This is a genomic window from Clostridioides sp. ES-S-0049-02 (assembly GCF_020658465.1).
Classification (GTDB): Bacteria; Bacillota; Clostridia; order Peptostreptococcales; family Peptostreptococcaceae; genus Clostridioides.
Genome location: NZ_JACVWG010000006.1, coordinates 80,127 through 106,989, shown reverse-complemented (window position 1 = coordinate 106,989; position 26,863 = coordinate 80,127). Strand labels below are relative to the sequence as shown.

At 27.8% G+C, this 26,863-nt stretch carries 23 protein-coding genes, 1 pseudogene and 1 other annotated feature (1 of these 25 running past the window's edge); of the genes and pseudogenes, 1 reads left to right on the top strand and 23 read right to left on the bottom strand.

The window, feature by feature from the left end; genetic code table 11:
• Nucleotides 1–232, bottom strand: a binding site (T-box leader); it reaches 13 nt to the left of the window's first position.
• Nucleotides 233–388: 156 nt separating this feature from the next.
• From IC213_RS13925 to IC213_RS13835, 19 genes and pseudogenes are all read right to left on the bottom strand, one after another.
• Nucleotides 389–835, bottom strand: a complete 447-nt coding sequence (locus IC213_RS13925; RefSeq protein WP_227863185.1) for a hypothetical protein — start codon at nucleotides 833–835, stop codon at nucleotides 389–391.
• A 20-nt stretch (nucleotides 836–855) separates the two neighbouring features.
• Nucleotides 856–1,575 carry a phosphatase gene (locus tag IC213_RS13920; protein WP_227482944.1) on the bottom strand — a complete coding sequence of 240 codons (720 nt, stop codon included), beginning with the start codon at nucleotides 1,573–1,575 and terminating at the stop codon, nucleotides 856–858.
• Between the two features lie 118 nt (nucleotides 1,576–1,693).
• On the bottom strand, nucleotides 1,694–2,959 hold the full coding sequence (locus tag IC213_RS13915) for a 30S ribosomal protein S1 (protein ID WP_227436716.1): 1,266 nt from the start codon (nucleotides 2,957–2,959) through the stop codon (nucleotides 1,694–1,696).
• Nucleotides 2,960–3,171: 212 nt separating this feature from the next.
• The gene (locus IC213_RS13910) at nucleotides 3,172–4,539 is read right to left on the bottom strand and encodes an MATE family efflux transporter (protein WP_227436718.1); all 1,368 of its coding nucleotides are present in this window, start codon (nucleotides 4,537–4,539) and stop codon (nucleotides 3,172–3,174) included.
• A gap of 242 nt (nucleotides 4,540–4,781) precedes the next feature.
• Nucleotides 4,782–5,219 (bottom strand): COG2426 family protein, encoded by a 438-nt coding sequence (locus IC213_RS13905; RefSeq protein ID WP_227436720.1) that lies wholly within the window; start codon nucleotides 5,217–5,219, stop codon nucleotides 4,782–4,784.
• A gap of 31 nt (nucleotides 5,220–5,250) precedes the next feature.
• Nucleotides 5,251–5,880, bottom strand: coding sequence for an HAD family hydrolase (locus tag IC213_RS13900; RefSeq protein WP_227436722.1), 630 nt, complete (start codon nucleotides 5,878–5,880; stop codon nucleotides 5,251–5,253).
• A gap of 21 nt (nucleotides 5,881–5,901) precedes the next feature.
• A complete protein-coding gene (locus tag IC213_RS13895) occupies nucleotides 5,902–6,789 on the bottom strand; it encodes a decaprenyl-phosphate phosphoribosyltransferase (RefSeq protein ID WP_227824770.1) in 888 nt (295 codons plus the stop codon).
• Between the two features lie 28 nt (nucleotides 6,790–6,817).
• Complete coding sequence (locus IC213_RS13890; protein ID WP_227863184.1) at nucleotides 6,818–8,041, bottom strand: DUF6080 domain-containing protein; 1,224 nt, start codon at nucleotides 8,039–8,041, stop codon at nucleotides 6,818–6,820.
• Nucleotides 8,042–8,437: 396 nt separating this feature from the next.
• Nucleotides 8,438–9,580 (bottom strand): aldo/keto reductase, encoded by a 1,143-nt coding sequence (locus IC213_RS13885; RefSeq protein ID WP_227863183.1) that lies wholly within the window; start codon nucleotides 9,578–9,580, stop codon nucleotides 8,438–8,440.
• A gap of 139 nt (nucleotides 9,581–9,719) precedes the next feature.
• The gene (locus IC213_RS13880) at nucleotides 9,720–10,586 is read right to left on the bottom strand and encodes a cation diffusion facilitator family transporter (protein WP_227436730.1); all 867 of its coding nucleotides are present in this window, start codon (nucleotides 10,584–10,586) and stop codon (nucleotides 9,720–9,722) included.
• A 253-nt stretch (nucleotides 10,587–10,839) separates the two neighbouring features.
• A complete protein-coding gene (locus tag IC213_RS13875; protein WP_227482946.1) occupies nucleotides 10,840–12,387 on the bottom strand; it encodes a glycine betaine ABC transporter substrate-binding protein in 1,548 nt (515 codons plus the stop codon).
• Nucleotides 12,380–13,516, bottom strand: a complete 1,137-nt coding sequence (locus tag IC213_RS13870; protein WP_227436734.1) for an ABC transporter ATP-binding protein — start codon at nucleotides 13,514–13,516, stop codon at nucleotides 12,380–12,382. The genes IC213_RS13875 and IC213_RS13870 overlap by 8 nt, the downstream gene beginning before the upstream one ends.
• A 274-nt stretch (nucleotides 13,517–13,790) precedes the next feature.
• Nucleotides 13,791–14,885, bottom strand: a complete 1,095-nt coding sequence (dinB, locus tag IC213_RS13865; RefSeq protein WP_227863182.1) for a DNA polymerase IV — start codon at nucleotides 14,883–14,885, stop codon at nucleotides 13,791–13,793.
• A gap of 394 nt (nucleotides 14,886–15,279) precedes the next feature.
• Nucleotides 15,280–16,785 (bottom strand): DUF1846 domain-containing protein, encoded by a 1,506-nt coding sequence (locus IC213_RS13860; protein ID WP_227436738.1) that lies wholly within the window; start codon nucleotides 16,783–16,785, stop codon nucleotides 15,280–15,282.
• A gap of 261 nt (nucleotides 16,786–17,046) precedes the next feature.
• Nucleotides 17,047–17,397 carry a DUF6483 family protein gene (locus IC213_RS13855; protein WP_227436740.1) on the bottom strand — a complete coding sequence of 117 codons (351 nt, stop codon included), beginning with the start codon at nucleotides 17,395–17,397 and terminating at the stop codon, nucleotides 17,047–17,049.
• Nucleotides 17,398–17,620: 223 nt separating this feature from the next.
• Nucleotides 17,621–17,812 carry a hypothetical protein gene (locus IC213_RS13850; RefSeq protein ID WP_054272897.1) on the bottom strand — a complete coding sequence of 64 codons (192 nt, stop codon included), beginning with the start codon at nucleotides 17,810–17,812 and terminating at the stop codon, nucleotides 17,621–17,623.
• Nucleotides 17,813–17,932: 120 nt separating this feature from the next.
• Nucleotides 17,933–18,848: pseudogene (locus IC213_RS13845) on the bottom strand (ComEC/Rec2 family competence protein).
• 170 nt (nucleotides 18,849–19,018) lie between these two features.
• A complete protein-coding gene (locus IC213_RS13840) occupies nucleotides 19,019–20,515 on the bottom strand; it encodes a 4Fe-4S dicluster domain-containing protein (RefSeq protein WP_227436744.1) in 1,497 nt (498 codons plus the stop codon).
• A gap of 262 nt (nucleotides 20,516–20,777) precedes the next feature.
• Complete coding sequence (locus IC213_RS13835; RefSeq protein ID WP_227482949.1) at nucleotides 20,778–22,268, bottom strand: 4Fe-4S dicluster domain-containing protein; 1,491 nt, start codon at nucleotides 22,266–22,268, stop codon at nucleotides 20,778–20,780.
• 466 nt (nucleotides 22,269–22,734) lie between these two features.
• On the opposite strand from IC213_RS13835, the gene IC213_RS13830 reads away from it, so the two are divergent.
• Nucleotides 22,735–22,935, top strand: coding sequence for a cold-shock protein (locus IC213_RS13830; protein ID WP_227436749.1), 201 nt, complete (start codon nucleotides 22,735–22,737; stop codon nucleotides 22,933–22,935).
• Nucleotides 22,936–23,108: 173 nt separating this feature from the next.
• Here IC213_RS13830 and speB read toward each other — a convergent pair whose 3' ends face one another.
• From speB to IC213_RS13810, 4 genes are read right to left on the bottom strand one after another with little or no spacing between them, the layout of a single operon-like run.
• Nucleotides 23,109–23,987 carry an agmatinase gene (gene speB, locus IC213_RS13825; RefSeq protein ID WP_227824767.1) on the bottom strand — a complete coding sequence of 293 codons (879 nt, stop codon included), beginning with the start codon at nucleotides 23,985–23,987 and terminating at the stop codon, nucleotides 23,109–23,111.
• Nucleotides 23,977–24,828, bottom strand: coding sequence for a polyamine aminopropyltransferase (gene speE / locus IC213_RS13820; protein WP_227436752.1), 852 nt, complete (start codon nucleotides 24,826–24,828; stop codon nucleotides 23,977–23,979). Before speE ends, speB begins: the two co-directional genes overlap by 11 nt.
• Nucleotides 24,829–24,863: 35 nt before the next feature.
• Complete coding sequence (speD, locus tag IC213_RS13815; protein WP_227436754.1) at nucleotides 24,864–25,277, bottom strand: adenosylmethionine decarboxylase; 414 nt, start codon at nucleotides 25,275–25,277, stop codon at nucleotides 24,864–24,866.
• Between the two features lie 60 nt (nucleotides 25,278–25,337).
• Nucleotides 25,338–26,813, bottom strand: coding sequence for an aminotransferase class I/II-fold pyridoxal phosphate-dependent enzyme (locus IC213_RS13810; RefSeq protein ID WP_227824766.1), 1,476 nt, complete (start codon nucleotides 26,811–26,813; stop codon nucleotides 25,338–25,340).
• Nucleotides 26,814–26,863: the final 50 nt, after the last annotated feature.

Here is a 26,863-nt window from a genome sequence, read left to right as displayed (position 1 = left end):
TTTTGCTCGCGGTACCACTCTATTTAGCTTTTTAAAAAGCTCCCTTAGTCATAGCTACTACTAATTATTATAATAGCTATTTTTCCTATAACGTGGAAATACGGTTATCCTAAGTTACACAACTCAGGAAACAGCTCCTAGACAAGTTCAGAATTATCAACTGCTAAATCACACCATACTTTAGCTCTCTGGAAGTTTCATGATTCTTACTACTTCTATTCATCGCTTTTAAAATCATTTAAATTTTCTAAATATTTTGATTTAATAGTTATTATATACACATTAAAATGTATTGTCAACATAAAAAAATAATTATCTGTATTTTTTTATTATTTATTTTTGTCAAGTAATATTCTAAATCATGCTAACTATTGAAAATAGTATGGTATTACCCCTTAAATTTTTTTATCTTTTCATCTATTGTACTCAATAATTTTTTTTCATCTTCCAAACTCAATGCATTTAATCTAATTTTGTAATTAAAATTATCAGCACATATATTTAATATATTTTTTGTTACTTCTATTTTTTCTATTACTTTATAGTTAAATTTTTGATTTTTTCTAGCTTTTATACTGAAAATACATTGATTATTTATTGATATTGAATGATTATCAAGAGTAAGATATACTTTTCCCTTATATCTATTTGAAAAATCACGACCTTGCTTAAAAAGAAAAACCGCTGTTATTATACATAAAAGATATAAAAATGTTGTTGAGTATATAAAAATTGTGCCCAAAATTATAAGAGCTAAAACCATATTTATAACCATTCCCTTTTTGAAATAACCATTGTCATAATAATTCATGTAGATAAACTTATTTTTACTCAAATTTTCTCACTCCTAAAATTCTAAAAATTTATATTAAAAAACTCTACAATTTCATCTTCATGATAATTTATTACTAGTTCTTCTGGAAAATCCACTGATTTTAAAACTTTCTCTGCACTTTCAAATTCACCTATAGAGTAACATATATGCGAATCTGTACCAAGAATAACTCTTACACCATATTGTTTACATAATAGTAACATTTCACTTGCATTTTCCCAAGTTCCAGTTCTATGAGAATTTGAACTTAATGAAGAGTTATTTATTTCTAAAAGAATATTTTTATCCTTTGCTTTTTTTACTATAGACTCATAATCTAAAGGATATCTACTATCATCTGGATGCCCAATTATCTTTACTCTAGGTTTATCCATCACTTTTAAAATAGCATTTGTATTTTCTTCTTTTGTACCTGAAGCTATACAAGGTCTATGCAAACTTGCAATTATATAATCTAAATGTTGTAGCATGTCTTCTGGAACATCTAAGTTTCCATCATAATCCATGATATTTCCTTCTATACCTCTAAGAATTTTTAAATCTTGTATTTGGCGTGGAAGTAGATGTAAATTATAGAAGTAAAATGGATGTGGTCCTCCTGGCATATTAGGACCATGGTCTGATATGCCTAAATATTTTATATTTTTTTGAATTGCTTCTTCAACATTTTCTTTAAAAGTACTATGTGCATGTCCACTTATTAAAGTATGACAATGTACATCTATAATAGCTTTTTTCATTAATTTTCCTCCTAATACTGTATATAAATTTTTATAGATAGTTGAAGGGCTATTTTAAAACTAAAGCTGTCAAAATAGACAGAGTAATGTTTTAAAACAGCCCCCCTTTTTGATTATTTTATATTTCTAAGTCTTTAAATTTATCTTTAAATAATTCTCCAATACTTCCTAGAGATTCTTCTACTTCTAAAAACTCTGTTATATCCTCTTCTGGCTCTCTAGTTGCTTCTTTTATCGAAACTAACATTCTCTTAGTTTTTGGTTTAAAATCAAGAATTTTAACTTTAATTTCGTCTCCAATATTAACAACATTAGTAACTTTAGCTACTCTAGTATCACTCAATTCAGAAATTGGTAAATAAGCATCTACACCTTCTTCGATTTGGACAAAAGCTCCCTTTTCTATAATTCTAAGAACTTTAGCATTAACAACATCATCAACTTGTAATTCTTTTGCTATTAAATCCCATGGGTCATTGTTTATATCTTTTAATGCTAGTGCAATTTTTTTAGTTTCTTGATTTACATCTAATACATAAACTTCCACTTCTTGACCTTCAGAGACAACATCTTCCACACTTTCAACTCTTGTCCAAGATAGGTTATTTATATGTGCTAATCCTTCAATTCCACCAATATCTATGAATGCACCATAAGACATTATCTTTGTTACTTTACCATCTCTTTTCTGACCAACTTCAAGGGAATTAAACAATTCTTCTTTAGCTAATTTAATACGAGCTTTTTCTTCTTCTCTTTCATGTTTTATTCTAGCTCTTTCGGCTTCCTTTTCTGCCTTAATTTGAACTCTTCTTTCTTCTCTCTCTTTATTTATACGTTCTTGTAATACGTCTCTATGAGATGCTACAAATCTATTTTTTCTAGCATCCATTTCTTTTATATATACTTCTAAGTTACGACCAACAAATTTAGACGTATCTGTAATAAACTTTGTGTCAAGCTGAGAAATTGGTATAAAAAATGTATATGTATTGTAATTAGCAAATACACCTTTTTCTATATTTTTTTCAACGTTTACAGTTATTATTCTATGTTCATCATAAGCTTTGTGTAAATCAGCAAAATCATTTTTTCTATCTAATTGTAACTTAGATAAAGTTATTGTTCCATCTTTTTGAGATACTTTTGTTATTATAGCAGTTATTTCATCATTTATATGATATAACTCTTCTATAGATTGATTTTTTTCTATGTTTAATTCACTTATAGGTATTATTCCATCAAACCCATAACCTAATTCTAGTTGTACTTCATCATTTCTCACTGCAGTTATTTTTCCAGTTATCAATTCCCCAACTTTCACTTTGCTGAACACTTGCTCTTGTTGCTCAAGTAGCTCTTGCATTGTTAAATCATTTTCCATTATATAAACATCCTTTCCTCTTATTGATTATCATATCTGTAAATATTATACCATTAATATTGCAAATACTTACATTTTTCTTACTATAATTTTAAATTTTAATTCTAGTTTGTATCTTTGTAAATTATAAAAAATATCTTCTTAAATTAAAATACAAATTTTAATTTTTAACTAATAATATATGCTCCTAAAAACTTTCTACTATTTATATTTTACTCCTCTATTACTTTAGGTTTTGATAGAGAACATTTATAAAACACAAAGAAACAAATTGCTGTAATAGTGGCTGCTGTTATATCTGCAATTGGCTCTGCTAAAAGTACAGCAAAAAGTTTTTCATCAAAAAACATTGGAAGTATAAATATTAAAGGTATCAAAAGTACAACTTTTCTAAGAAGAGCTAAAATTAAAGATATTTTTGCTTTTCCAAGCGCTAAAAATGTCTGCTGGCAAGCTAATTGTATTCCAAACATAAAAGAGCCAGCAAAATATATTTTTATACTCCAACTAGTCATACTAAGTAATTGTGGGTTTTTATTAAATATACTTACAAAGAACGTAGGGAATATCATAAGTAAAATCCACAAAATTGCAGAGTATGTAAAACATGACAATAAACATAACTTAAAAGTCTTTTTTACTCTGTCAATCTGTCCTGAACCATAATTGTAACTTATTATTGGTTGTGCCCCTTGTGTAAATCCCATGTTAGGAAGCATAAGAATTTGCATTATACTACTCATTATTGCCATTGAACCTACTGCTAAATCTCCTCCATACATCTGTAATTTGCTATTTAGGGCTATAAGCACTAAACTTTCTGTAGATTGCATTATAAATGGAGAAATTCCCAGACCTAATACTGGCAAAATAATACTTGCTTTAGGCATCATGTATTTCTTTTTTATCTTAAGTATACTTTTCTTTCCAAATAGAAATACCAATACCCAAATAGCAGAAACTCCTTGTGCAATTATAGTGGCTAATGCAGCTCCTTTTACCCCCATACCAAATCCAAATATAAAAATTGGGTCTAGTATTATGTTTATCAAAGCTCCTATAGCAACCGTAATCATACCAGTTGTCGCAAATCCTTGAGTATTTATAAAGGTATTCATACCTAGTGAAATTTGAACAAATACTGTCCCTATTAAATAAATATTCAAATAATCCATTGAATATCCAATTGTAGATTCGCTTGCTCCAAATAGCCAAAGTAAGGGTTCTTTTCCAATCTGAAAACCTATAGTCAATAGTATCGCCAAAATAACTAATACAGAAAAACTATTACTCATTATTTTCTCTGCCCCATCATTATCTTGTTCCCCCATTTTTATAGCAGCTAAAGGTCCTCCCCCCATACCAATTAAATAACTACATGAAGTTATTATAATTATTATAGGAAATGCTACTCCAACACCTGCCATAGCAACTTCGCCACTTTCCATTCTACCAATAAAGATTCTATCTACTATGTTGTACAAAACATTCACAATTTGTGCAATAATAGCTGGTGTAGCCAATTTAAAAAGCAATTTGCCTACATTCTCACGACCTAAATCAGTATTTGAATTTTCCATCTTAAAACCTCCTTAATAATTTAATGTTTAAATCTATTACTATTAAAAATACATTTTATATAAAAACTTTATTTTATTGATAGGCAAGTTTAAATTAATTTCCTCATAAATACTACTATACTATATTTCTTTTATGATAGTAAACATTTTAAGACCAAATGAATTTAAATATTTTGTCTAAATAAAAAATATTTTTCACATATTTTCATAAAAAAACTATCCAATAGTATATTTGGATAGTTTTATATTATATGTAGAGAAAGGGCTGACACTATGACTCCAGACAATAAATTTCCTAAAAATACTCCTATAAAAGCATCTTTTATTCTCATTTTTAGTATTGAGGCTATCGCAGACGCAGTCCATGTTCCTGTTGTTGGAAGTGGTATGCCTACAAATAGTATTATACCTATTATTGAAACGCTTTTTAATTTCTTCATTCTTGAATTTATTTTTTTATCAATTGTGTTAGCAAGTCCCTTAAATAACTTTTTACCTTTCAAAAATTGCAATATATGTCTAAATGTCAATATCAAAGGAATTGATACTAATGTAGAACCAATCACACTAAATACATAAACCCATATAGGATTTAAGCCCATTGCAATACCTATAGGAATGGCTCCTCTTAACTCTGTTACAGGAACCATAGACAAAATTAATATGTGCAAATATCCCAAACTATCCCCTCCTATTCTAAGTGATATAAAGCTATGAATTTATTTGTTCTATAACCTCACCATTTTTCTTATTAACCAAAAATGCATTTTTAGCTAAGGAAAGCATAGGTAAATCACTTTTAGAGTCTGAATATGCATATGAATTTTCATAATCAATCTCAATTCCAAGCTTATCTAATACAGTATTTATTCTCTGTATTTTTTCAATTCCCTTGCAGTTTTCGCCAATGAATTGGTTTTTGTATCTTGAATTTTCACAAAATAGCTCAGTGCCTATAACCTCATCTGCGAAATCATAATACTTAAAGTACTTCATATATGCATATGGAGATGCAGTTATCATAATTACAACATTATGCTCTTCTTTGTTTTTATAAATTACTTTTTTTATAGACTCATTAATTTTTTTCATTATACAACTATCAAAAAAATCTTTTAACTCGTCTTCGCTAAAATCTACTATTGGATAAAAGATTGCCTCTTTTGCTTTTTTCAAAGGTACTATTTTAACCAAATACATCATTAGAGTAAAAATTATGTATGGCAATTTTATAATAGTCTTAAGTGTTTTATTTTTTAAAGAATAAATAAAAAAGTCTACCATACTATCAGTATTTATAACAGTATAATCTATATCGAGCAATAATACACTTTTTTTCATAAGTATTTTCCCATCCTATCACTAAAAAATTAATATTATTAAACATGTAATTACCCATAAGATTACGTTTATTTTTAAAGCATTATCTTTTAGTATAATGTCAGTAGGATTTCCTTCATTTGTTTTGTTAATTATATAATTATATCTAAGTACACCATAAACTACAAATATTGTTGTAAATATCATATCTGGTTTTTCTGGATTACTTGTAGAATATAATGCATAGCATACAATTGTAGAACTTAGTATAACTATCATCATTTGATTTAAATTTTCTATATCATAATCTTCTAGTATTTTTCTATGCTCAACTGCATTATCTTTTAAAATTATGATTTCTTTTTTGCGCTTTCCAAGAGCTAAATACAGAGATAAAAAAAATGTACATAATATTATCCAGTTTGATAATCTAACATCTATAGCTACACATCCTGCATAAACTCTAAGTATAAAACCAAGAGATATAGAAAACACATCTAATAGAATTATATTCTTTAACTTAAGAGAATATAATATATTATTTATCAAATATAAAATGAGAATTATAGTTAATTTAAAATTAATAACCGTTGACAAGCAAATTGAAATTAAAGCTAAAACAACAAATAATATATTCGCACTTCTTTTACTTATTCTTCCACTTGCTACTGGTCTATTACGTTTTTTAGGATGTCTTTTATCTTTATCCATATCTATAGCATCATTTAATGCATATGCTGATGATGATATCAAACAAAAACACACAAAAGCTATAAATGTATTTAACAATAGACTTATATTTAGTATATTGTTTGAAAATATTATAGCAGCAAATATAAATAAATTCTTTATATACTGCTTTATTCTCATTAATCTTATATAATCTGAAATTTTAGTAAGAAGATTAATTATTGTATTTGTCTGTTTCATAAACTTACTACCCTTTCAACATTATTTTTTAAACAGGATATGATTTTATCCCAATATTTAAAATTTCTATAAATCCATTTATATTACTAATTATTATAGTGACTAGCAACAATGATAAAAATATATTGTACATACTTTTTTCATTTTTTCTAGGTGCTTTAGTAAAGTAAGCTAACAAAACTATAACAGCAAAACTAAAATTTATAGTCATTATACTTGAATTAGTCAGATTGTACCCTATTATACCATGTAAAACTAAATTAAATAAAATTATTCCCATACACAATTTAGGAACTCTTTTTTCTGAGTTCTCAATAACAGCTAAAACACAAAAACAAAATGCTAATAAAGTAAGGATAACTGGTATCGTTGCAACTTCTCCATTTTGTAAAAATAGTCCTTTTTTAATCTCTGCTCCAGGAAAATAAAAAACTGAATACAATAATCTTTCTATAATCATTGCAACTTTTTCTAAAATAGGCTCTCCACTTATAAACTTTGTATCATATTGTATTACATTTCCAAGATTCATAAAACTTTCATAAGATTTTGTTGAAACTACACAAATATATGCCATTAAAATAAATGTAATTAAATGCTTTAATATTTTTCCTATTTTTAATTTAAATTCAAATATTATGTTGAGCAAATACAAATATATATTACTAATAGTTATTCCAAATAATGGTATAGCTGCTAATTCTACTAAATAAGAGTTTTTTCCGTTCATTTTATTTGCAATAAATATAAAAAATATTAATGTAAACTGACTATATATAAATCTTTCTACATTTAAGGTCATAAATAGTTGTGGAAAAGAAAATATCATTATCATAGTAAGTAAAATTAAGGTTAACCTCTGCATTTTTATTTTTTTAATATGATTAAAAACTAAAGTTATAGATATAGCACTAGTTACTATTTGTAGACAAATCAATCCAAATCCATAAGCAGTATTAAAATCGGTTGTCCCTGGATTTGCTATCGAAGTACATAGTAAATATATTGGATATGCAAAAATTGATATAATAGCTGAAAATAATACGTGCTTGCTATTGTCTTGATTTATAGCAAATACATTTAAATTGAATAGTACACCTGTATCTGTATCTAATAACACATCATAAGTGTTGTTCAAATCATAAAATATTGTAGTTTTAGAAAAGAATGCTATTGTTATTATTAAATAAGTTATTATGACTAATATAAATAAAAACATCTCATTTTTATATTTAAATATATTATTTTTCAATATATATCACCCTCCATTCATTATATAGGATTTGTTACTACCTACAATTTATTCTTTTAATTATAATAATCACTTTTATAATATCCTTACTTGTTTTATTGTAATTGAATAATTCCTTATTTACAACCACAATATTTACTTTATTAAAAGCTATAATTAAATAAAAATTATTTGTGTAATATATATTGAAAGCTTATAAAATTAGAGTTTGCAAGTAATTTTATTGTAAAATATTGGAATAATTCAATGTGAAAATAGATACTGTCAGTTAGTATAGATAAAATTTACCCATAATAAATTAAAGCATAATATATAAGGAGACAAAATCATAATTTGTCTCCTTATATATTAAACCTTATTAAATACTATACAAATTTTAAGTACAATATAAACTGACTATACTGTGACATTATTGACTCCATGTTCTTCCCATTGCTTAATTTCTCTTAATCTGTCAATTATCGGTAAATGTTGAGTACACTCAATTTCACATTTTCCGCAAGCTATACATTCTTTAGCTTTTGCTTTACTATTCATTGTATAATTCCAATGTGCTAGCCCATAGACCGATTTTGTCATTTCTTCATCACTCTTTTTAAACATCTGTTTTTCATTATAAAAAAGCATATATGCTGGAGTGTTTATATCTTTTGGACATACTTTACAATATCCACAACCTGTACATATTTCATTCATATTTTTACTTAATCTAGTTTCAATATCATGTATATCTTCATCTGAATATATTTTATGCTCATCTGCAATTTTACAAGCATCATCTATATCCTGCTTTTTATTAACTCCTATTAACGATATATTTATTTGTGGAATTCCTATGTTAAATCTTAAGGCTGATTCTATAGTACTTTCACCTTCTCTTGCTAGAAAAGAAAGCTCTTCATTGTACTTTGGAATAGTTCCACCACTTAATGGATTCATAGCTACAACACCATATCCATTTTCAATAGCATGTTTAGCACCTTTTAATCTATATGGAAAGTTTAGTATATTAATTCCCATAGTAACACCTTCAAACTTATTTTCATCAAGAACCTTTATGACTTCATCTCCTGGCTGATGAGATGAAAATACTATGTGGTCTATCAATCCTTCTTCTTTACATTTTAATAGACCCTCATACTGACCTCCAGGTCTCATTGCAAATTCATAATGTTCCATCTTTCTAATATTCCATATATGATAGAAATTTATTTTAGATACGCCCAATCTTTCTATTGACTTTTTCACAGCATCTATTGCTTTTTCTGCTGTGTCGTATACTTTTGGCTTTCCTTTTGTAGATACGTAAAAGTCTGTTTTACCTTCTTTTATCATTTGTCTAAAAGCTAGTCCAAATATATCTTCGCTTCTGTCATCACAATACCCTGGTGCTGTATCAAAATAATTAATGCCCTTTTCATATGCATATTTAATTAAATCTGCATTTTCTTGGTCATTTTTTTCTAAATCAAATCTTAATCCTCCATATCCAACTACCGAAACTATTTTCCCAGTCTTTCCATATTCAACGTATCTCATAATAAATTCCTCCTTAGGTATATTAAGACTTAATTTCTCTATAAAAAATATTATACCATAAATATTTTCTGAAAATATTTATGGTATAATATTTTTTTTATGAATTATAAATTTTTATACTTATGTCTTTATAATCAAATTAAAAGCTATAAAAAGGTTCAATATGCACTATTACCTGAGCATTTTCATTAATTTCTTCTTGTATTTGTTTCTCAATTTTATGTGTTAAGTCATGTGATTGCTCTACACTTATAAATGGGTCTACCATTACATGCATATCAATATAAATAACACTCTTACTACCTCTACTTCTAATATTATGAACATCTCTCACTTCATTAAATTCAAATACAATTTCCCTTATATACTCTTCATCTACAGCTACTCTATCAACTAAAATTCCAATAGACGGTTTAAATATTCCATAAGCTGAATAAATTATAAACCCAGAAATAATAATAGGAACTACAGATTCTATTATTACTGGAAATCCTAACTTAACACCAACTAAAGTAACCAATACTCCTAAAGACACAAATATATCACTTCTTGTATGCAATGAGTCTGAAATTAAGACATAACTATTCAGTTTAGTTCCAACTCTATACTCATATATACAGACAAAAATATTTATAAAAAGAGTAATGACTAGAGCAATTAAACTTTCTATAGTTATAGAAGGTGTAACTGGGTTTGCCAGTCTTGATATAGAACTAAGAATTATCTTAACTGCTATAACAAATAGCATACCACTAATAAATAAACTGGTTATAATTTCAAATTTTTTATGCCCATAAGGATGATCTTTATCTTTTGGTTTAGATGCAAAAAAAATACCTATTAATCCTACTATATTAGATGCTCCATCTGACAGAGAATGAAACCCATCTGCTGTCATACTATAACTTTTAATTTTATTACCAATAATTATTTTTAATAATGCTACAGCAAAATTGGCAAATAAAATTATCCATAACACTTGCTTCACTTTTTTATAATTATCCATAACTGTATACCTCCTCCCTTCGACTTAATCGAAAAAAGACTATGTATCAATATCAATTGACTAGATAAAGCAAATTGTATATATGCACACTTACTATATTTATATTCAAAGTTGGTTGTACTTGTTCATTCAATTTAAAAATTAATTATGAATTAAAAATCATAATATAGGTTTTGTATACAAAAAAATAAGTTATAAATAGTATTTAAAATACTATCTATAACTTAAGTTCATAATATAAACTATTAATTTTCTATACTAAACCTTCTTTAACTAAGAATGAATGAGCAACCTCTTCTGGTGATTTTCCAAGCTCATCAACTTGATAGTTAAGTTCTCTCATAGTTTCTTCATTTATTTTTCCTGAAAGAATATTCATCACTTTTTCTAACTCAGGATATTTCTTAAGAGTATCTTGTCTCACTAATGGAGCCGCATAATATGGAACAAAGAAGTTTTTGTCATCTTCTAATATCTTAAGATTAAACTTCTTAATAAGACCATCAGTTAAAAACGCATCTACAACTTGAGATTCATTATTATCTAAAGCTGTATATCTTAAACTTCCATTCATAGCTTTTATATCTTTGAATTTTAGACCATAATCTCTAGAAATACCTACAAAACCATCTTCTCTATTTTCAAACTCTAAAGTTGGTGAGAAAGTAAAGTCACTACTATATTTAGTTAAATCAGAAATAGTGTTTATTCCATATTTCTCAGCAGTTTTAGGCATCATGGCTAATGTATAAGTATTGTTAAATCCAATAGGGTCAAGTAAAGTTAATTGATTCTCTTTTTCCATAGTATCTTTAACAACTTTATATGCTTCATCAGCATCTTTAATTGGAGCATGCTTCATTACATTTACTAAAAGTGTACCTGTATAATCTACATACATATCAAGTTCACCAGATTTAATAGCATTAAATGCAACAGATGAACCACCTAGATTTAAATTCTTTTTAACATTAAGGTCTGTATTTTTCTCTATCAATTCAGCATAAACATTACCAAGAATAAGTTGTTCTGTATAATCTTTTGAACCTATAGTTATTGTCTCTTTTTTGCTTGAAAAACTTGAACCAAAAGTAACAAATAACATTGCAATAATTATTATAGCAGATACTACTTTAAGCCCTATATAATTTTTCTTTGGAGCCTTTGGATTTAAGCCTTTTGGAGTAACTGCAACTTCAATCTTACTAAATAAATAATCAACTAGCAATGCAATTATACATGATGGAATTGCTCCTGCTAAAATCATATTGTTATTTACAGTTTGTACACCTGAAAATACTAAATATCCCAGACCACCAGCACCTATAAATGCTGCAAGAGTCATAAGACCAACCGCTGTAACAGCAGAAATTCTAACCCCACCCATTATTATAGGCAAAGCTAAAGGAAACTGTATTTTAAATAAAGTTTGATTTCTTGTAAGACCAATACCTTTAGCCGATTCTAATACTACTGGGTCAATACTTGTTATACCTATATATGTGTTCTTTACAATTGGTAATAATGAATATACTACTACCATAAATATTGCTGGTTTGCTTCCTATACCAAGTACTGGTACAAGAAGACCCAAAAGTGCCATTGATGGAACTGCTTGAACTAAGTTTACAAATCCAAGCACAATTTTTCTAAGAGATGGTATTCTTGAAATAATTATTCCTAGAGGAACACCCACTAGTATAGCTATCAAAATAGATGTAACAGTTAAGCTCATATGTTGTATCAAAAGCTCTATAATCTTATCTTTTTGCAATAGTATAAAATTAAAAAAATTATCCAAGGACACTCACCTCCATCTCTAGGAATTGCTCACTTAAAACAGAAAGTAAACTACTTCTAGTAATCAGTCCTACTAATTTATTTTCACTTGAAACAACTGGAATATATCCAACTGAATTACAGTTCATTATATTTAGTATTTCTACTAAATTATCACCTTCATTTACATGCAAAGGCTCTCTTGACATAATATCACCAAGCAATGTCGATTTATCATGACGGTCTTTCATATCTTTTACAGTGACAATACCTTTTAGTGTTCTAGCTCTATCTATGATTAGTAAGCTATCAACCTTACTCGTTCTCATAATTTCTATACCTTGAGTTACAGTTCTTGTTGAATTAACAGCAATAGGATTTTTTATCATAATATCTTTTGCTTTTATATATTCTGGATTATCCCAGACTCTATCTTCTCCAATAAAGTCTTTTACAAAATCATTTGCTGGATTTCTAAGTATGTTCTCTGGAGTATCATACTGCGCTATTCTTCCATCTTTCATAATACAAATCTTATCAGCTATCTTTAAAGCTTCATCCATATCATGAGTTACAAATATTATAGTTTTTTTCAGTTCATCTTGAAGAGAAAATAATTGTTCTTGTAAAGATGTTCTTGTTATTGGGTCTAAAGCACTAAAAGGCTCATCCATTAATATTATTTCAGCATCAGTTGCAATGGCTCTTGCAACACCAATTCTTTGCTGTTGACCCCCACTAAGCTCTGAAGGATACTTATTTAAAAAATCATCACTATCAAGACCTACCATTTCAAGTAATTGTAAAGTTCTTGCCTCAATTTCTTCAACTGACTTTTCCTTTTTTAAACGTGGAATTAACTCTATATTCTCTTTTATTGTAAGATGAGGAAATAGACCTGTGTTCTGTATAACATATCCTATTTTCCTTCTAAGTTCTATTTCATTTTCTTGAGAAATTGGTTTACCATTAATATATATTTCACCAGATGTAGGTTTTATTAATTTGTTTATAAGCTTCAAAGTAGTAGTTTTCCCACAACCACTTGAGCCAATTAAAACTACCAATGTGCCTGTTTCGACAGCTAGAGAAATATCATCTAATATTACATTATTTCCCATTTTCTTGGTTACGTTTCTTATCTCTATCATAATTTATCATCCCCTCTTTCGACAAGCAACCCTTGCCAACGCAATAAGTTGTTTTTATAATTATATCACAATATCCCCTTTATGTAAACAAAGTACGACTTTTGGGTTAATACATATTAGTAAACATTACTATAAATATCAAGTATTTGTATACAATACTCAAATTTAAAAGATATAAAAAAAAATAAAAAAATCTTAATAAAACAATACAACACTAGCCTTAATTATATATAATTAAGGCTAGTGTTAATTCATTCATTTAAACAAATAGTCATCACTGAATACTATCCATATACTCAAATAAAGTAATGTCTTTGTAAGTTTCTTTTTTGTCGCTTAAGTTTGATATTGTAACTCCTAATAGTCTAATTTGTTTTCCATTCATTTCAACATTTCTCAATAAATTGTCAACACCATTTCTTATATCATTATATTCATCAATATAATGTTCTAAACTAAGACTTCTAGTTATCTGTGTAAAATCCTCATACTTAACTTTTAATGTCAACGTCTTTCCAAATTTCTCAGAGTTTTTTAATCTATGGCACACTTCCTCACAAAGTTCATCAAGGATATTACGTGTTTCCTCTTCGTCAATATCCAAGTTATGACTTAGTGTAGTCTCTGCTCCAACAGATTTTCTAACTCTATTTGGCTCTACTGGTCTATCATCTATACCCCTTGCAAATTTATATAAGTCATATCCTTTTTTCTTAAATATGTTCTCAAGTTCAAATAAATCTAAACACCTTAAATCATATCCTGTTTTTATCCCTAAATTTTTAAGAGTATTTGAAGTGACTTTTCCAACACCAAAAAATTTATTTACAGGCAATTTATCTAAAAAATCCTGAGCATTTTCTTCATTTATTACAGTCAAACCATTAGGCTTTTTTAAGTCTGATGCTATCTTAGCAAGAAACTTATTATATGAGATACCCGCTGAAGATGTAAGTCCAACTTCCCTAAATATATCTCTTTTAATTTGCTTTGCTATTTCAATTGATGAATCAATATTCTTTTTATTTTTTGTTACATCTAAATATGCTTCATCTAAAGATAGTGGCTCTACTAAATCTGTGTATCTATAAAATATATTTCTTATTTGATTTGATACACTTTTATATACCTCAAATCTAGGTCTTACAAAAACTGCATATGGACATCTATTGTAAGCTACAGTGGATGGCATAGCTGAATGTATGCCAAATTTTCTAGCCTCATAAGAACACGTTGCAACTACTCCTCTGCTTTGTGGATTTCCACCAACAACCACAGGTCTACCTTTTAATTTTTTATTGTCTCTTTGTTCTATAGACGCATAAAAAGCATCCATATCTATATGAATTATTTTTCTATAAAATTCCATTCTTATCACCTTAAAGTATAACTAGATTAAATTTATTTACATCACTGTTTTAATTATACCAAACTTATGTTTCTTTATGCTATTTTTTCATCTATTTTATTTATATGTCAATACTTTCTCTTACTAAAACAGTTTATAATCAATTAATTCAATACAATTTATAAAAAATCATAAAAAACACTTGCAAAAACTAGGTAAAAGCTTTACAATAGGTATTCCAAGGAACTAAATTAAAATTCCTTATGGATAACAGTATATATATTAATTTAAATGGGATGTTTTAAAAATAAAAGACTGCCTTATACAAGACAGTCTACTGATTTTATTATAATTGTAATGGACTGCTCAAACTATTACTTTAAAACAGCCCATATTTTTTTGTATAATTATATTTTTAGCTATAGTAAAGATTTTGTGAAGGATACTCTGGGTCACAAGTTACATCTATACCAAGCTTTCTAAATGTTTGTTCATCATCTCTATTTAATATAGTAGTAGAATGTGCTTGACACCCTTTTAATAAAGCTAACTTTTCCATAGCAAATTGTGCAGTTGGATTAGTTACAGCACAAATACTAAGAGCAGTTAAAACCTCTTGACAACTAAGTGAAACATTTCTACTTGCTAAAGTTTTTGTTTTTAAATTTATAATAGGCTCTAATATTACAGGTGATATTAAGTGCATATCATCAGATATATTAGCTAAATGCTTAATTGCATTCAGTACTGCTGCTGCTGTTCCATTCATTAAGTCAGAACCTTTACCAGTTAATATTGTCCCATCTTCTAATTCTAGTGCCACTACAGGACAAGTATCATTTTTATCAGCATTTTCTTTTAACTTATTACTGTAATTTCTAGCAGGTAAAACAACGTTTCTATCTTCTGGCTTTAAATTAAGCTCTTCCATAATCATTTTCATTCTATCATAAGCACCTTTATCAACTTGTCCCTTTTTATACTCACAAGCAGTTTTAAAGTATCTTCTTATAATTTCTTCTATAGAAGCTTTTCTTATTACTTCATCATCTATTATTCCAAAACCAACTCTATTAACACCCATGTCAGTTGGAGATTGGAAAATTGATTCTTTTCCAGTTATTTTTTCTATTATTTTTTTTAGCACTGGGAATAACTCTAAATCTCTATTATAGTTTACTGACATTTCACCATACGTTTCAAGATGGAATGAATCTATCATATTTACGTCTTTTAAATCTACTGTAGCTGCCTCATAAGCTATGTTTAAAGGATGTTTCACAGGTATATTCCAAACTGGGAATGTTTCAAATTTAGAATATCCAACTACATTTCCTCTTTTATTTTCATGGTATAACTGACTTAAACAAGTACCAAGTTTTCCACTATTAGGTCCTGGTGCTGTTACTACTACAATTGGCTTTGTAGTTTCTATATAATCATTTGCTCCATATCCTTCATCACTAACTATAGTTTCAACATCTGAAGGATATCCCTTTGTTGGATAATGTTTATAAACTTTGATTCCTCTACGCTCTAACTTATTTATGAATACAGTCGTTGCAGGTTGTCCCTCAAATCTAGTGATTACTACACTGTTTACATCTAGCTCATAACCTCTTAAATCATCTATTAATCTTAAAACTTCCATATCATAAGTGATACCAAAGTCACCTCTTATTTTATTTCTTTCTATATCTCCTGCATACACACAAATTACAACTTCAACTTTTTCTTTCATATGTTGTAATACTTTTATCTTTGCATTTTCATCAAACCCTGGAAGTACTCTTTTTGCATGAAGGTCTCCCATTAATTTTCCTCCAAACTCCAAATAAAGCTTGTCAAAATTATTTACTCTTTCTAAGATATATTTAGACTGCTCTTCTAAATATTTTTTGTGGTCAAATCCTATTTTCATCTTAACACCTCACTAAATTAAATTTCTTTTTGATAACAGTATATTTATATATATTTTTTTAGTAAAACATCTTATAAAAAAATGTTAATACTTTTTCACTCAAAGTAATATTATACATTTAAGATTAATTTTTTTCAAGATAGTTTTATGGTAAATAAGATATACTTATATTATTAATAAAATAAGAATATTATATTTAAATATATAAAATATAATATTCTCATCTTAACATTAATTTATTTTAATATATTTATACATGCTTTATTCTAAATTTAAAACTTTCCTAATATCTTCTATCCCTTGATAAACTTCTTGTTTAGAAAAATTCATAGCCTCTAATTCTTCATCAGTTTTTTCCATAAGCATAGTATAAAATTCTATTGCTATATACTGCATATTTTCACTATTTACAGTTTTAGCTTTATCAAATAAAATTTCTTCTGCTTCATTCACATTTCCCTGGAAAACTAATCTTTTCAAGGTTATTAATATAACTTCTTCTTCAGTATTATATACTAAATCTTTCTCTTCATATTCACTGTATTTTTTCCCCAATAAGAATCTTGCAACCATCAATTTTATCTCATTGAAAATCTTATCCACTATAGCCATATTTACATCTCCTATAAATAAAATTTATTTTCTTTTTAATTATACCAAACTTTATAGAAAAAATTATTGTATGTAAATAAAATGATGAATAAATAAATTTTAAATAATAAAAAAAAGAAGGTAGCGGGGGATCTCCGACTACCTTCAAACACTAGATTGTGATTGGTTTGGTATTTTGTTTATACCCACCATAAGCTTTTTTAAATCATTTAAATTGATTTTTTTAGCATCCACATCCTCCATCAAAACCGTCACCACATTCGCAAAGTATTAATAATAATATTAAGAAAGGTATCCATGCACATAAGTCCATCTCAGCCCAACAGTCTTGGAATGCTAAGAATAAGAAAAATAATATTATTATCCACCAAGCACATCCGCCAAATCCGCCTTCACCAAAAAATCTATCCAACATAATATGTTACCTCCTAGTTATTTTGTATGTGGAGTTTCAGCTCCTAAAATATACTATGTTTAAGGTCTTATATTTGCTAATGATTTTTTTAAATTTTTTTATACAATTTTTCAGAAAACACTATTGACTTACACTTAATTTATTTCCATCACTATCTATAACTATCTCTCCATTATTAAGTAAGAAAAGTTTTTATATCTAATTTTTTTAATATTTCTAATACTTCTTTATCAGGTTCTTTTTTTTGTGAGCAAGTAATAGCAGCATATTTTGGTGAAATAGATTTTAAAAATGCTTCACTTAATTTATCATACCTTCCATGATGAGGAATTTTCACAAAATCGTATTTTAAAGTATTTTCACTTATAAATTCAGCTAAACGTTCTTCTTCTGCATCTCCTGCAAATAAAAAATTGTGTGTGCCATAATTTATACTAGTGATTATTGAGTAATCGTTTGAACTCTCATACTCACTTTTTAAAGCTGGTTGTATGCTTATATTTGCATTATTAACTACAATATTCATTTTTTCTTTCAATATTATGGGCTCTATACCAGTTTTTTTAAGTGAGTTAACATATTCATCATATTGTTTACTGTCTTTTTTATAATTTGCTTGTATTAAATTATTCACTTTAACACTGGACAACACACTATCAACTCCACCTATATGGTCTTTATCTAAATGAGTTAAAATTAGATAATCAAGTGTATTTATTCCTTTTTCTTTTAACTTATTAACTATTTGTTCACCATCTTTATCTTCTCCTGTATCAATCATTATGGCTTTTTTGCCTATCTCAATTAATATGCAATCTGACTTTCCAGTATTTAGTATAGTAGTTTTAAATGCAGTATTTCCTATATCATTTTGAATATTATTTTGACTCATACTATTTTTCTCACTATCTAAATAAGATTTACTTGTTGACTCTGTCTTACCATTAGCAGTTACATTTACTACAATCAATAGAACTGCAATCAAAGATACTGTTGTAATTAAAAACATGATGTCTTTTAATATTATTTTCTTCATCCAAAAGCTCCTATAAATTTTATTTATTACATATTTATAGTATAGCAATGCTGACATAATAAAATACACCTAGAAAAAGGGCAAATTCTAGGCATATTTGTGGCATTAAATATAACAAATAGTTTAGTTTTATAATTGTAACTAAGTATTTTTTAAAATATTAATTAATACTATCTTTCTAAATTTAAATCTTCAAACTCTTTTATTTTATCATTAGATAAAACACTCTTCTTAGTTGACTGTCCATTTTTTCTATCAAAAGTATTTTTAGCTTTTGCACCTGATAAGAACTTACCAGCTCCATTAATACAGCCTTCTTCGCACATCATTCCTTCTATAAAATTACCTTCTAATCTACCTAATTTAGCCATTGTCATTGTTTTCTTAATTTGTCTTGGTCCAGAAACTTTTATAGGCTCAAAATCAAAACTGATACCTTTTTCAGCAATATAATTTTGTATTGATTTTGTGAGCCCACCAGATGCTCCAAATCCTCTTCCAAAAATTGAACCATCATTTATATCATCATTTGAGCATTTTGACAAATCTACATTAAAAGCTTCAAATAATGCCATTAATTCTTCAAAAGTAAGTACATAATCTACTGCATCTTTTAAACATTCCTCAGTTGCCTCACTCTTTTTTGCAGTACATGGACCTATAAATACTACCTTAGCATCAGAATCAAATTTTTTTACGAATCTTCCTGTGGCTACCATAGGTGATACTGTAGAAGATATTTTATCAACTTCATCTGGGAACATCTTCTCTATATACTTAAAGAAGCCAGGACAACATGAATTGGTCATATACTTATCTCCAGATTTTATTCTTTCAATAAATTCATTACTTTCATGAACTGTAACTGCATCTGCTCCACAAGAAGCTTCTATCATATCTATAAATCCTAGTGATTTTACAGCATTTTTTAATTGTCCATATGTAATATTACTATCAATTTGACCTGTTATTGCTGGAGCTACTATAGCATACATATTTTCTTTTCTTGCAAGTTTTTTTGCAACTGGTGCTATCAAACTCTTGTCACATATTGCTCCAAATGGACAGGCTGACATGCATGCACCACAATTTATACAATTATCTTCATGTATCATAGCCTTCATAGTATCCCTGTTAAAATCTAACGCCCCAGTTGGGCATACACTTTTACATGGTCTTACAACTTCTGAGATAGCATCATATTGACATGAACTTTTACACATTCCACAAGCTTTGCATAAATCATGGTTTATATAAGCTCTTCCATTTATATAAGAAATTGCTCCAAACTTACAAGCTTCTTTACATCTATGTGCCAAACACCCTCTACAAAGTTCTGTTACTGTAAATTCATTTATTGGACATCTATCACATGCAGCTTCTACTATATACATAATTTGCTCATTAGAACCTAAATTTACTGAATCTGGATTTATATTTTCATATTTAGCATTTGGTGTCAAACTCAGTGCAAGCTGTGCTCGTTCAAGAACTACCTCTCTCTCTTTATAAACGCAACATCTATATCTTGCTTTCTCTCCTTTAATTATTTCATATGGAATTTTTTCTATATTTTCTTTTGTTAAATTTTCTTCAATTGATAACTTTGCTACAACTGTTAAAACTTCATGTTTTAATCTTTTTAGCTGTGTTTCGAACTCAAACATAAGTACTCCTCCCTATAAATCACCTATTTCACCTATATTTATACTATTATGTATATTGTATTTTTTATTTATTTCCATAAATTATTATAACACAGGCATAGTTTTTGTTAAGTTATATACAAAATATTATATATCTAATTTTTATTTTAAGTACTTAAACATCTTGATATAAATCTAAATAAAAATAGAGTTATCCTAATGTTAAATTACAACTTAGAACAACTCTATTCTCCATCTATATTTTTTATGATTATCTATAGATTTATTTTTCTAGATTTATATCACTAAAATCTTTTATTTTTGTATTTGCTAAAACACTTTTCTTAGTTGATTGAGAATTTTTTCTATCAAATGTAGCTTTAGCTTTTGCTCCTAGTAAGAACTTACCAGAACCATTAATACATCCACCTTCGCACATCATACCTTCTATAAAGTTTCCTTCTAATTTCCCTAAATTAGCCATAGTAATTGTCTTCTTAATCTCTCTTGAACCAGAAATTTTTACAGGTTCGAAATTAACTCCAATACCTTTTTCAGCAAGATAATTTTCTATAGCTTTTGTAAGTCCACCAGCAGCACCAAAGCCTCTTCCAAATATTGATGCATCATCTATATCTTCATTTGAACACTTAGCTAAGTCTATATCAAAGGCTTCAAATAGTGCCATTATTTCTTCAAAAGTTAGTACATAGTCAACAGCTCCTTTTAATTCCTTTTTAGCTGCTTCATTCTTTTTAGCTGTACAAGGACCTATAAATACTACTTTTGCATCAGGTTCATAATTTTTTATAAATCTTCCACTAGCTATCATAGGAGATACAGTAGAAGATATTTTTCCTACAAGGTCTGGGAATGTCTTTTCTATGTAACCAACAAATCCTGGGCAACAAGAGTTTGTCATAAAAGTGTCTCCTTTTTCCATTCTTTCAGCAAACTCTAAACTTTCATGAACTGTAACTGCATCTGCTCCACAAGCTGCCTCTAGTACATCGACAAAACCTAATGATTTTATAGCATTTTTTATTTGACCATATGTAACATTTGCTTCAACTTGACCTGTTATAGCTGGAGCTACTACTGCGTACATTTTTTCTTTTTGTACTAATTTTCTAGCTACTGGAGCTATCAAACTCTTATCAGATATCGCTCCAAATGGGCATGCTGACATACAAGCACCACAGTTTAAACATTTATCTTCATGTATCATAGCTTTCATATTTTCTCTATCAAACCCTAAAGCATTAGTTGGACATACGCTCTTACATGGTCTTACAACCTCTGAGATGGCATCATACTGACAAGCTTTTTTACACATTCCACAAGCCTTACATAATTCATGGTTTATATAAGCCATTCCTCCAACATGTGTAATAGCCCCAAATTTACAAGCTTCTTTACATCTATGTGCTAAACAACCTCTACAGATATCAGTTACTGTAAATTCATTTATTGGGCAACTATCACATGCTGCTTCTAAAATATATATTATTTGTTCATCTTCTCCTACATCCATTGTATCTAAATCTATTTTATCTTGACCTGGCAATAGTCCCATACTTACATTTACTCTTTCAGATATTATAGCTCTTTCTTTATAAACACAACATCTGTATGTAGGTTTCTCGCCTTTTATTATTTCATATTGAATATTATCCATTGCTTCTCTTGTAAGGTTATCTTCTTTTCCAAGCCTAGCTATTGCAGTTAAAACATCATGTCTTAATTTGTGTATTTGTGTTTCAAATTGAAACATGTTAATACCACCCCCGTAAATAATTTTATACGGTATTATTATAGCATAATATTTCCTTTTATTAATATATATGTAAAATATTATATATTTAATTTTTATTTTATCGAATTCATATATTGTTTTTTTATTTTATTATATAATAATAGTGATATTTCTGAAATTTCACTATTTTTAAATTTTATTTTTAACCTATTTTATAATATTTTTTATTATTTTTTTAAATTTTATTTTTTATTTTTCAATTTATATATTACATTTTTTGATATTAAATTTACCAGACTCTCTCAGATTTCTATTTTATTTTCTTTCATTATTAATATATTTTTTAATAAATTTTTTTAAATTATAAAATTGATTAACTTTTTTTAAAATTTCAATTGCTTTTTTTTAAAATTTATGCTATATTAATAGAACAGACTTAATTTATTTAGTTTGTATTTTTTAATAAAGCGGAGGTTTTTTTATAATGAAAAACGGAATAGTAAAATGGTTTAATAGTGAAAAAGGATTTGGATTCATATCAGTAGAAGGAGAAGACGATGTTTTTGTACATTTCTCAGCTATACAAACTGATGGATACAAAACTTTAGAAGAAGGCGAAAAGGTTAGCTTTGATATAACTCAAGGTAATAGAGGACCTCAAGCTGAAAACGTAAATAGAATATAATTATTTAATTTAAATATATATATTTTAGAAAAAGGAGCTACATAAGGCTCTTTTTTATTGTTTAAATTTATTGTTTAAAAAATAAAGAAGTTCCCTTAAAAAAGTGCTAAGCTTAAAACAACTTATTTAAAGTAACTTCTTTATTTTATAGTATATTATTTATACAGACTTCTCTACCTAAATTTACTTGATATTATTAAACATAATTCTCTCAATACTTTGCATGCTATAACTGTTGATACTCCTGTCGTATCATAATCAGGGCTAAGCTCTACAATATCACAACCAACTATATTTATATTAGATTTTTTTATAATCTTAAAAACATCTTGAAATTCTCTATAATTTATACCACCAGGTTCTGGCGTGCCTGTTCCTGGAAATACAGATGCATCCAACACATCTAAATCTATAGTTAAATAAACATTTTTCCCATTCAATTTATTAATTATCTTTTCAAATGTATTTATTCCACCGACTTCCATATAGGTATGTTTTTGTTCTATTGCAAACTTAAATTCTTCTCTTGTTCCAGACCTTATTCCAAATTGAAATATTTTATCATCTCCAACAATATCCCATACTCTTTTAATTACTGTTGCATGAGAATTTTTACTGTTATTATATTCTTCTCTTAAATCTGTGTGAGCATCAAAATGAATTACATACACATCATTATACTTCTCATAAACTGCTTTAAAGGCTGGTAAAGTAACTAGATGTTCTCCACCAATCATAAATGGAATCTTTAAATCTTCAACTATACTAGCAGTTTCATCATATATTTCTTTCAAAACTTGTTCTGTATCTCCAACACTAATTTCCAAATCTCCACAATCACATATATTATAATCTTCTAAATCCAAGTCTAAAAAAGGACTATATGTCTCAAGACCATAAAATTCTTTTCTCATTGAGCTACTTGCAAATCTAGCTCCAGGTCTATTTGAAGTAGTTCCATCAAACCCTACTCCAAACACTATCAGATTTGATTCTTCATAACTTTTATCCATACCCATAAATGTATTTATATGATAGAAATTACTCTTCATTTAGCATCTCCTTTACATATTGAGGTAACATAAATGAACCTAAATGGATATCACTATTATAATACTTCGTTTTTAAATTTAATTTTTCCCAGCCATCTCTATCTTGATTCTTTATTGGGTCTAGTTTTTTTGAAGCAAAGCCAAATAACCAATGTCCAGATGGATATGTTGGTATATGTGCTTGATAAACTTTAGCTATTGGAAATATCCCTTTTAACTTATCGTTGGCTCTTTTCATTTCCTTAGCATTAAACTCGAAATAAGGACTTTCACTTTGATTTACCAAAATTCCATCATCAGTTAGTATTCTATAACAATCTCTATAAAAATCATTTGAAAAAAGTCCTTCTCCTGGTCCTATTGGGTCAGTTGAATCTACTATTATCAGGTCATAAGATTTGTCATAAGCTTCCTTAACAAATTTAACTCCATCTTCAAAATATAAATTTACTCTTTCATCATCTAATTTACACGAACATATATCTATATACTCTTTAGACACATCCACAACCATTTTATCTATTTCAACCATATCAATTTTTTCTATTTTAGGATAACGACTTAACTCTCTTACTGTACCGCCATCTCCACCACCTATAACTAAGACTTTTTTAATATTTAGATTTGTAGCCATAGGAACATGAGTTATCATGTCATGATATATAAACTCATCTTTATATGTCACCATCATTAAACCATCTATTGTCAGAAACTTACCAAATTCCTCACTATCAAACACATCTATTCTTTGAAATTCAGATTTTCCTTCAAACAAATGTCTATCTACTTTTATAGAAAATCTTACATTTTTTGTCCATTCCTCTGTATACCAAAGTTCCATATAATAATCCTCACTTTCATTTATCTATTTTACGTTTATACTGCTTCAGGTTTATGAGTGATTTTACCTAAATCTTTTTTTGAATATTTTTTTATTTTTGTTGTCAATCCTCTTGGAATTTCTGTGGACTCACTTCTTTCTGATTTTAGAAGCTGTTCCAATAATTCAAAACTTTTCCATGGGTCTATATCACCACAAGTGAAAAAATCCGCCGCTGCATAACCATATTCAGGCCAAGTATGTATTGTCAAATGAGATTCAGCAATTATTACAGCACCTGAAACCCCCCAAGGATTAAAATGGTGAAATACAGAATCAACAATTGTAGCCTTTGCGTTTAATGCTGAATCATTCATAAAATTTTCTATAAGATGTGGGTCTTTAAGTATACTCTCATCACAGTTATAGTATTCTACTAGTATATGTCTTCCTAGTGTTTCAAATTTCATTTCAATCCCAACTCCTTTTACATATTTATATGTACTATTGTATTTATCCAATAACACAATTTATTTTATAACGAGTATTGTATCTAAGTTTTTATCTTGCATATCAGTCAAATATGCATTACTCTTTTTTAAAAAAACAATATACTCCATAATTTCTTTTGTTATTAATTCTCCTGGAGTAACAATTGGTATGCCTGGTGGGTATGCCATTATTGATTCTCCACAAATTCTACCTATGCATGACTTAATATCTATGCTTTCTTTAGATGCATAAAAAGCTTCTCGCGGATTAAGCTCAATAGTTGGATTTATTTGAATCATATTAAACTCATTTAACTTGGTTTCTTTTCTATAATTTTTTTCAATTATAGAAAGAGCCTTAACCAATCTGTCAATATCTGATTTGTTGGTTCCAATAGACACAAGTGCCAAGATATTGTACAAATCGCCTAGTTCTACTTGAATTGAAAACTTTTTATACAACAAATCATACACTTCAAAACCAGTTAAATTTAACCCTTTTACATTTATACATAATTTAGTTTCATCTATAAATTTAACACCTTTTCTTTTTAATATTTCGGTAGACAAAACATCTATTCCATCTATTTTATTTAATCTAGCTTTTGCATATCTAGATAAATTTAATGCTTTTGATAATTGTTCTTCTCCATTTTCAACTAGGTTAACTCTTGCTCCATCTATACTTGCCATAAGTAAATAAGATGCAGATGTAGACTGTAACATGTTGATTGACTGAAGTACTTTTTCAACTCTTATATTTTCTCTATTCAATAAAAGTGCTGAAGATTGTGTCAATGCTCCTCCAGTTTTATGTATACTTACAGCCACCATATCTGCTCCTAAACTTATTGCAGAAGGAGGTAAATCTAAATGAAATGGAAAATGAGCACCATGAGCTTCATCTACTAATACTAAAAGATTATTTTTATGACATAATTCTATGATGCTCTCAAGGTCTGCACAAGCACCATAATAAGTTGGATTAAGTAAAAATAAAGCTTTTATATCGCAGTTTTTTTCTATTTCCTCTTTAACTTTATCAATAGTAATATTTAAACTTATACCTAATTGCTCATCAAATTCTGGTTGTATAAATATTGGTATTCCTCCACAAAGTATTAAAGCATTTATTACTGACTTATGAATATTTCTTGGTAGCAATACTTTTTCTCCTGGATTTATTACACTTAAAATCATTGCATGTATTGCTTGTGTAGTACCATTAGTTATAAAGAATGCTTCATCAGCCATATAAGCCTGTGCTAATAAATCTTGTGCATTTTTTATGACTCCAGTTGGATTAGATACATTATCCATAGTGGGTGATGAGTTTATATCCATTTTCATGAGATTTTCACCTAGATATTTATTTAATATATCTACACCTCTATTTTTCACATGTCCAGGTACATCAAAGCAAGCTATATCTCTTTTTGAATATTCTTTTAATGATTCCAATAATGGAGCACATTCATAGCTCAATTCAACTGCATTTGCGAACTCACTGTCCATGACTTTAAATTCATCCCCTCTCTATATTCTAATATTTTCATTGTTTTTAT

Coding starts and splice junctions, on each gene's coding strand:
- IC213_RS13920 (WP_227482944.1), bottom strand. CDS start 1,575: ATGAAAAAAGCTATTATAGATGTACATTGTCATACTTTAATAAGTGGA.
- IC213_RS13915 (WP_227436716.1), bottom strand. CDS start 2,959: ATGGAAAATGATTTAACAATGCAAGAGCTACTTGAGCAACAAGAGCAA.
- IC213_RS13910 (WP_227436718.1), bottom strand. CDS start 4,539: ATGGAAAATTCAAATACTGATTTAGGTCGTGAGAATGTAGGCAAATTG.
- IC213_RS13900 (WP_227436722.1), bottom strand. CDS start 5,880: ATGAAAAAAAGTGTATTATTGCTCGATATAGATTATACTGTTATAAAT.
- IC213_RS13895 (WP_227824770.1), bottom strand. CDS start 6,789: ATGAAACAGACAAATACAATAATTAATCTTCTTACTAAAATTTCAGAT.
- IC213_RS13885 (WP_227863183.1), bottom strand. CDS start 9,580: ATGAGATACGTTGAATATGGAAAGACTGGGAAAATAGTTTCGGTAGTT.
- IC213_RS13880 (WP_227436730.1), bottom strand. CDS start 10,586: ATGGATAATTATAAAAAAGTGAAGCAAGTGTTATGGATAATTTTATTT.
- IC213_RS13870 (WP_227436734.1), bottom strand. CDS start 13,516: ATGATAGAGATAAGAAACGTAACCAAGAAAATGGGAAATAATGTAATA.
- dinB (WP_227863182.1), bottom strand. CDS start 14,885: ATGGAATTTTATAGAAAAATAATTCATATAGATATGGATGCTTTTTAT.
- IC213_RS13860 (WP_227436738.1), bottom strand. CDS start 16,785: ATGAAAATAGGATTTGACCACAAAAAATATTTAGAAGAGCAGTCTAAA.
- IC213_RS13855 (WP_227436740.1), bottom strand. CDS start 17,397: ATGGCTATAGTGGATAAGATTTTCAATGAGATAAAATTGATGGTTGCA.
- IC213_RS13850 (WP_054272897.1), bottom strand. CDS start 17,812: ATGTTGGATAGATTTTTTGGTGAAGGCGGATTTGGCGGATGTGCTTGG.
- IC213_RS13840 (WP_227436744.1), bottom strand. CDS start 20,515: ATGTTTGAGTTCGAAACACAGCTAAAAAGATTAAAACATGAAGTTTTA.
- IC213_RS13835 (WP_227482949.1), bottom strand. CDS start 22,268: ATGTTTCAATTTGAAACACAAATACACAAATTAAGACATGATGTTTTA.
- IC213_RS13830 (WP_227436749.1), top strand. CDS start 22,735: ATGAAAAACGGAATAGTAAAATGGTTTAATAGTGAAAAAGGATTTGGA.
- speB (WP_227824767.1), bottom strand. CDS start 23,987: ATGAAGAGTAATTTCTATCATATAAATACATTTATGGGTATGGATAAA.
- speE (WP_227436752.1), bottom strand. CDS start 24,828: ATGGAACTTTGGTATACAGAGGAATGGACAAAAAATGTAAGATTTTCT.
- speD (WP_227436754.1), bottom strand. CDS start 25,277: ATGAAATTTGAAACACTAGGAAGACATATACTAGTAGAATACTATAAC.
- IC213_RS13810 (WP_227824766.1), bottom strand. CDS start 26,813: ATGGACAGTGAGTTCGCAAATGCAGTTGAATTGAGCTATGAATGTGCT.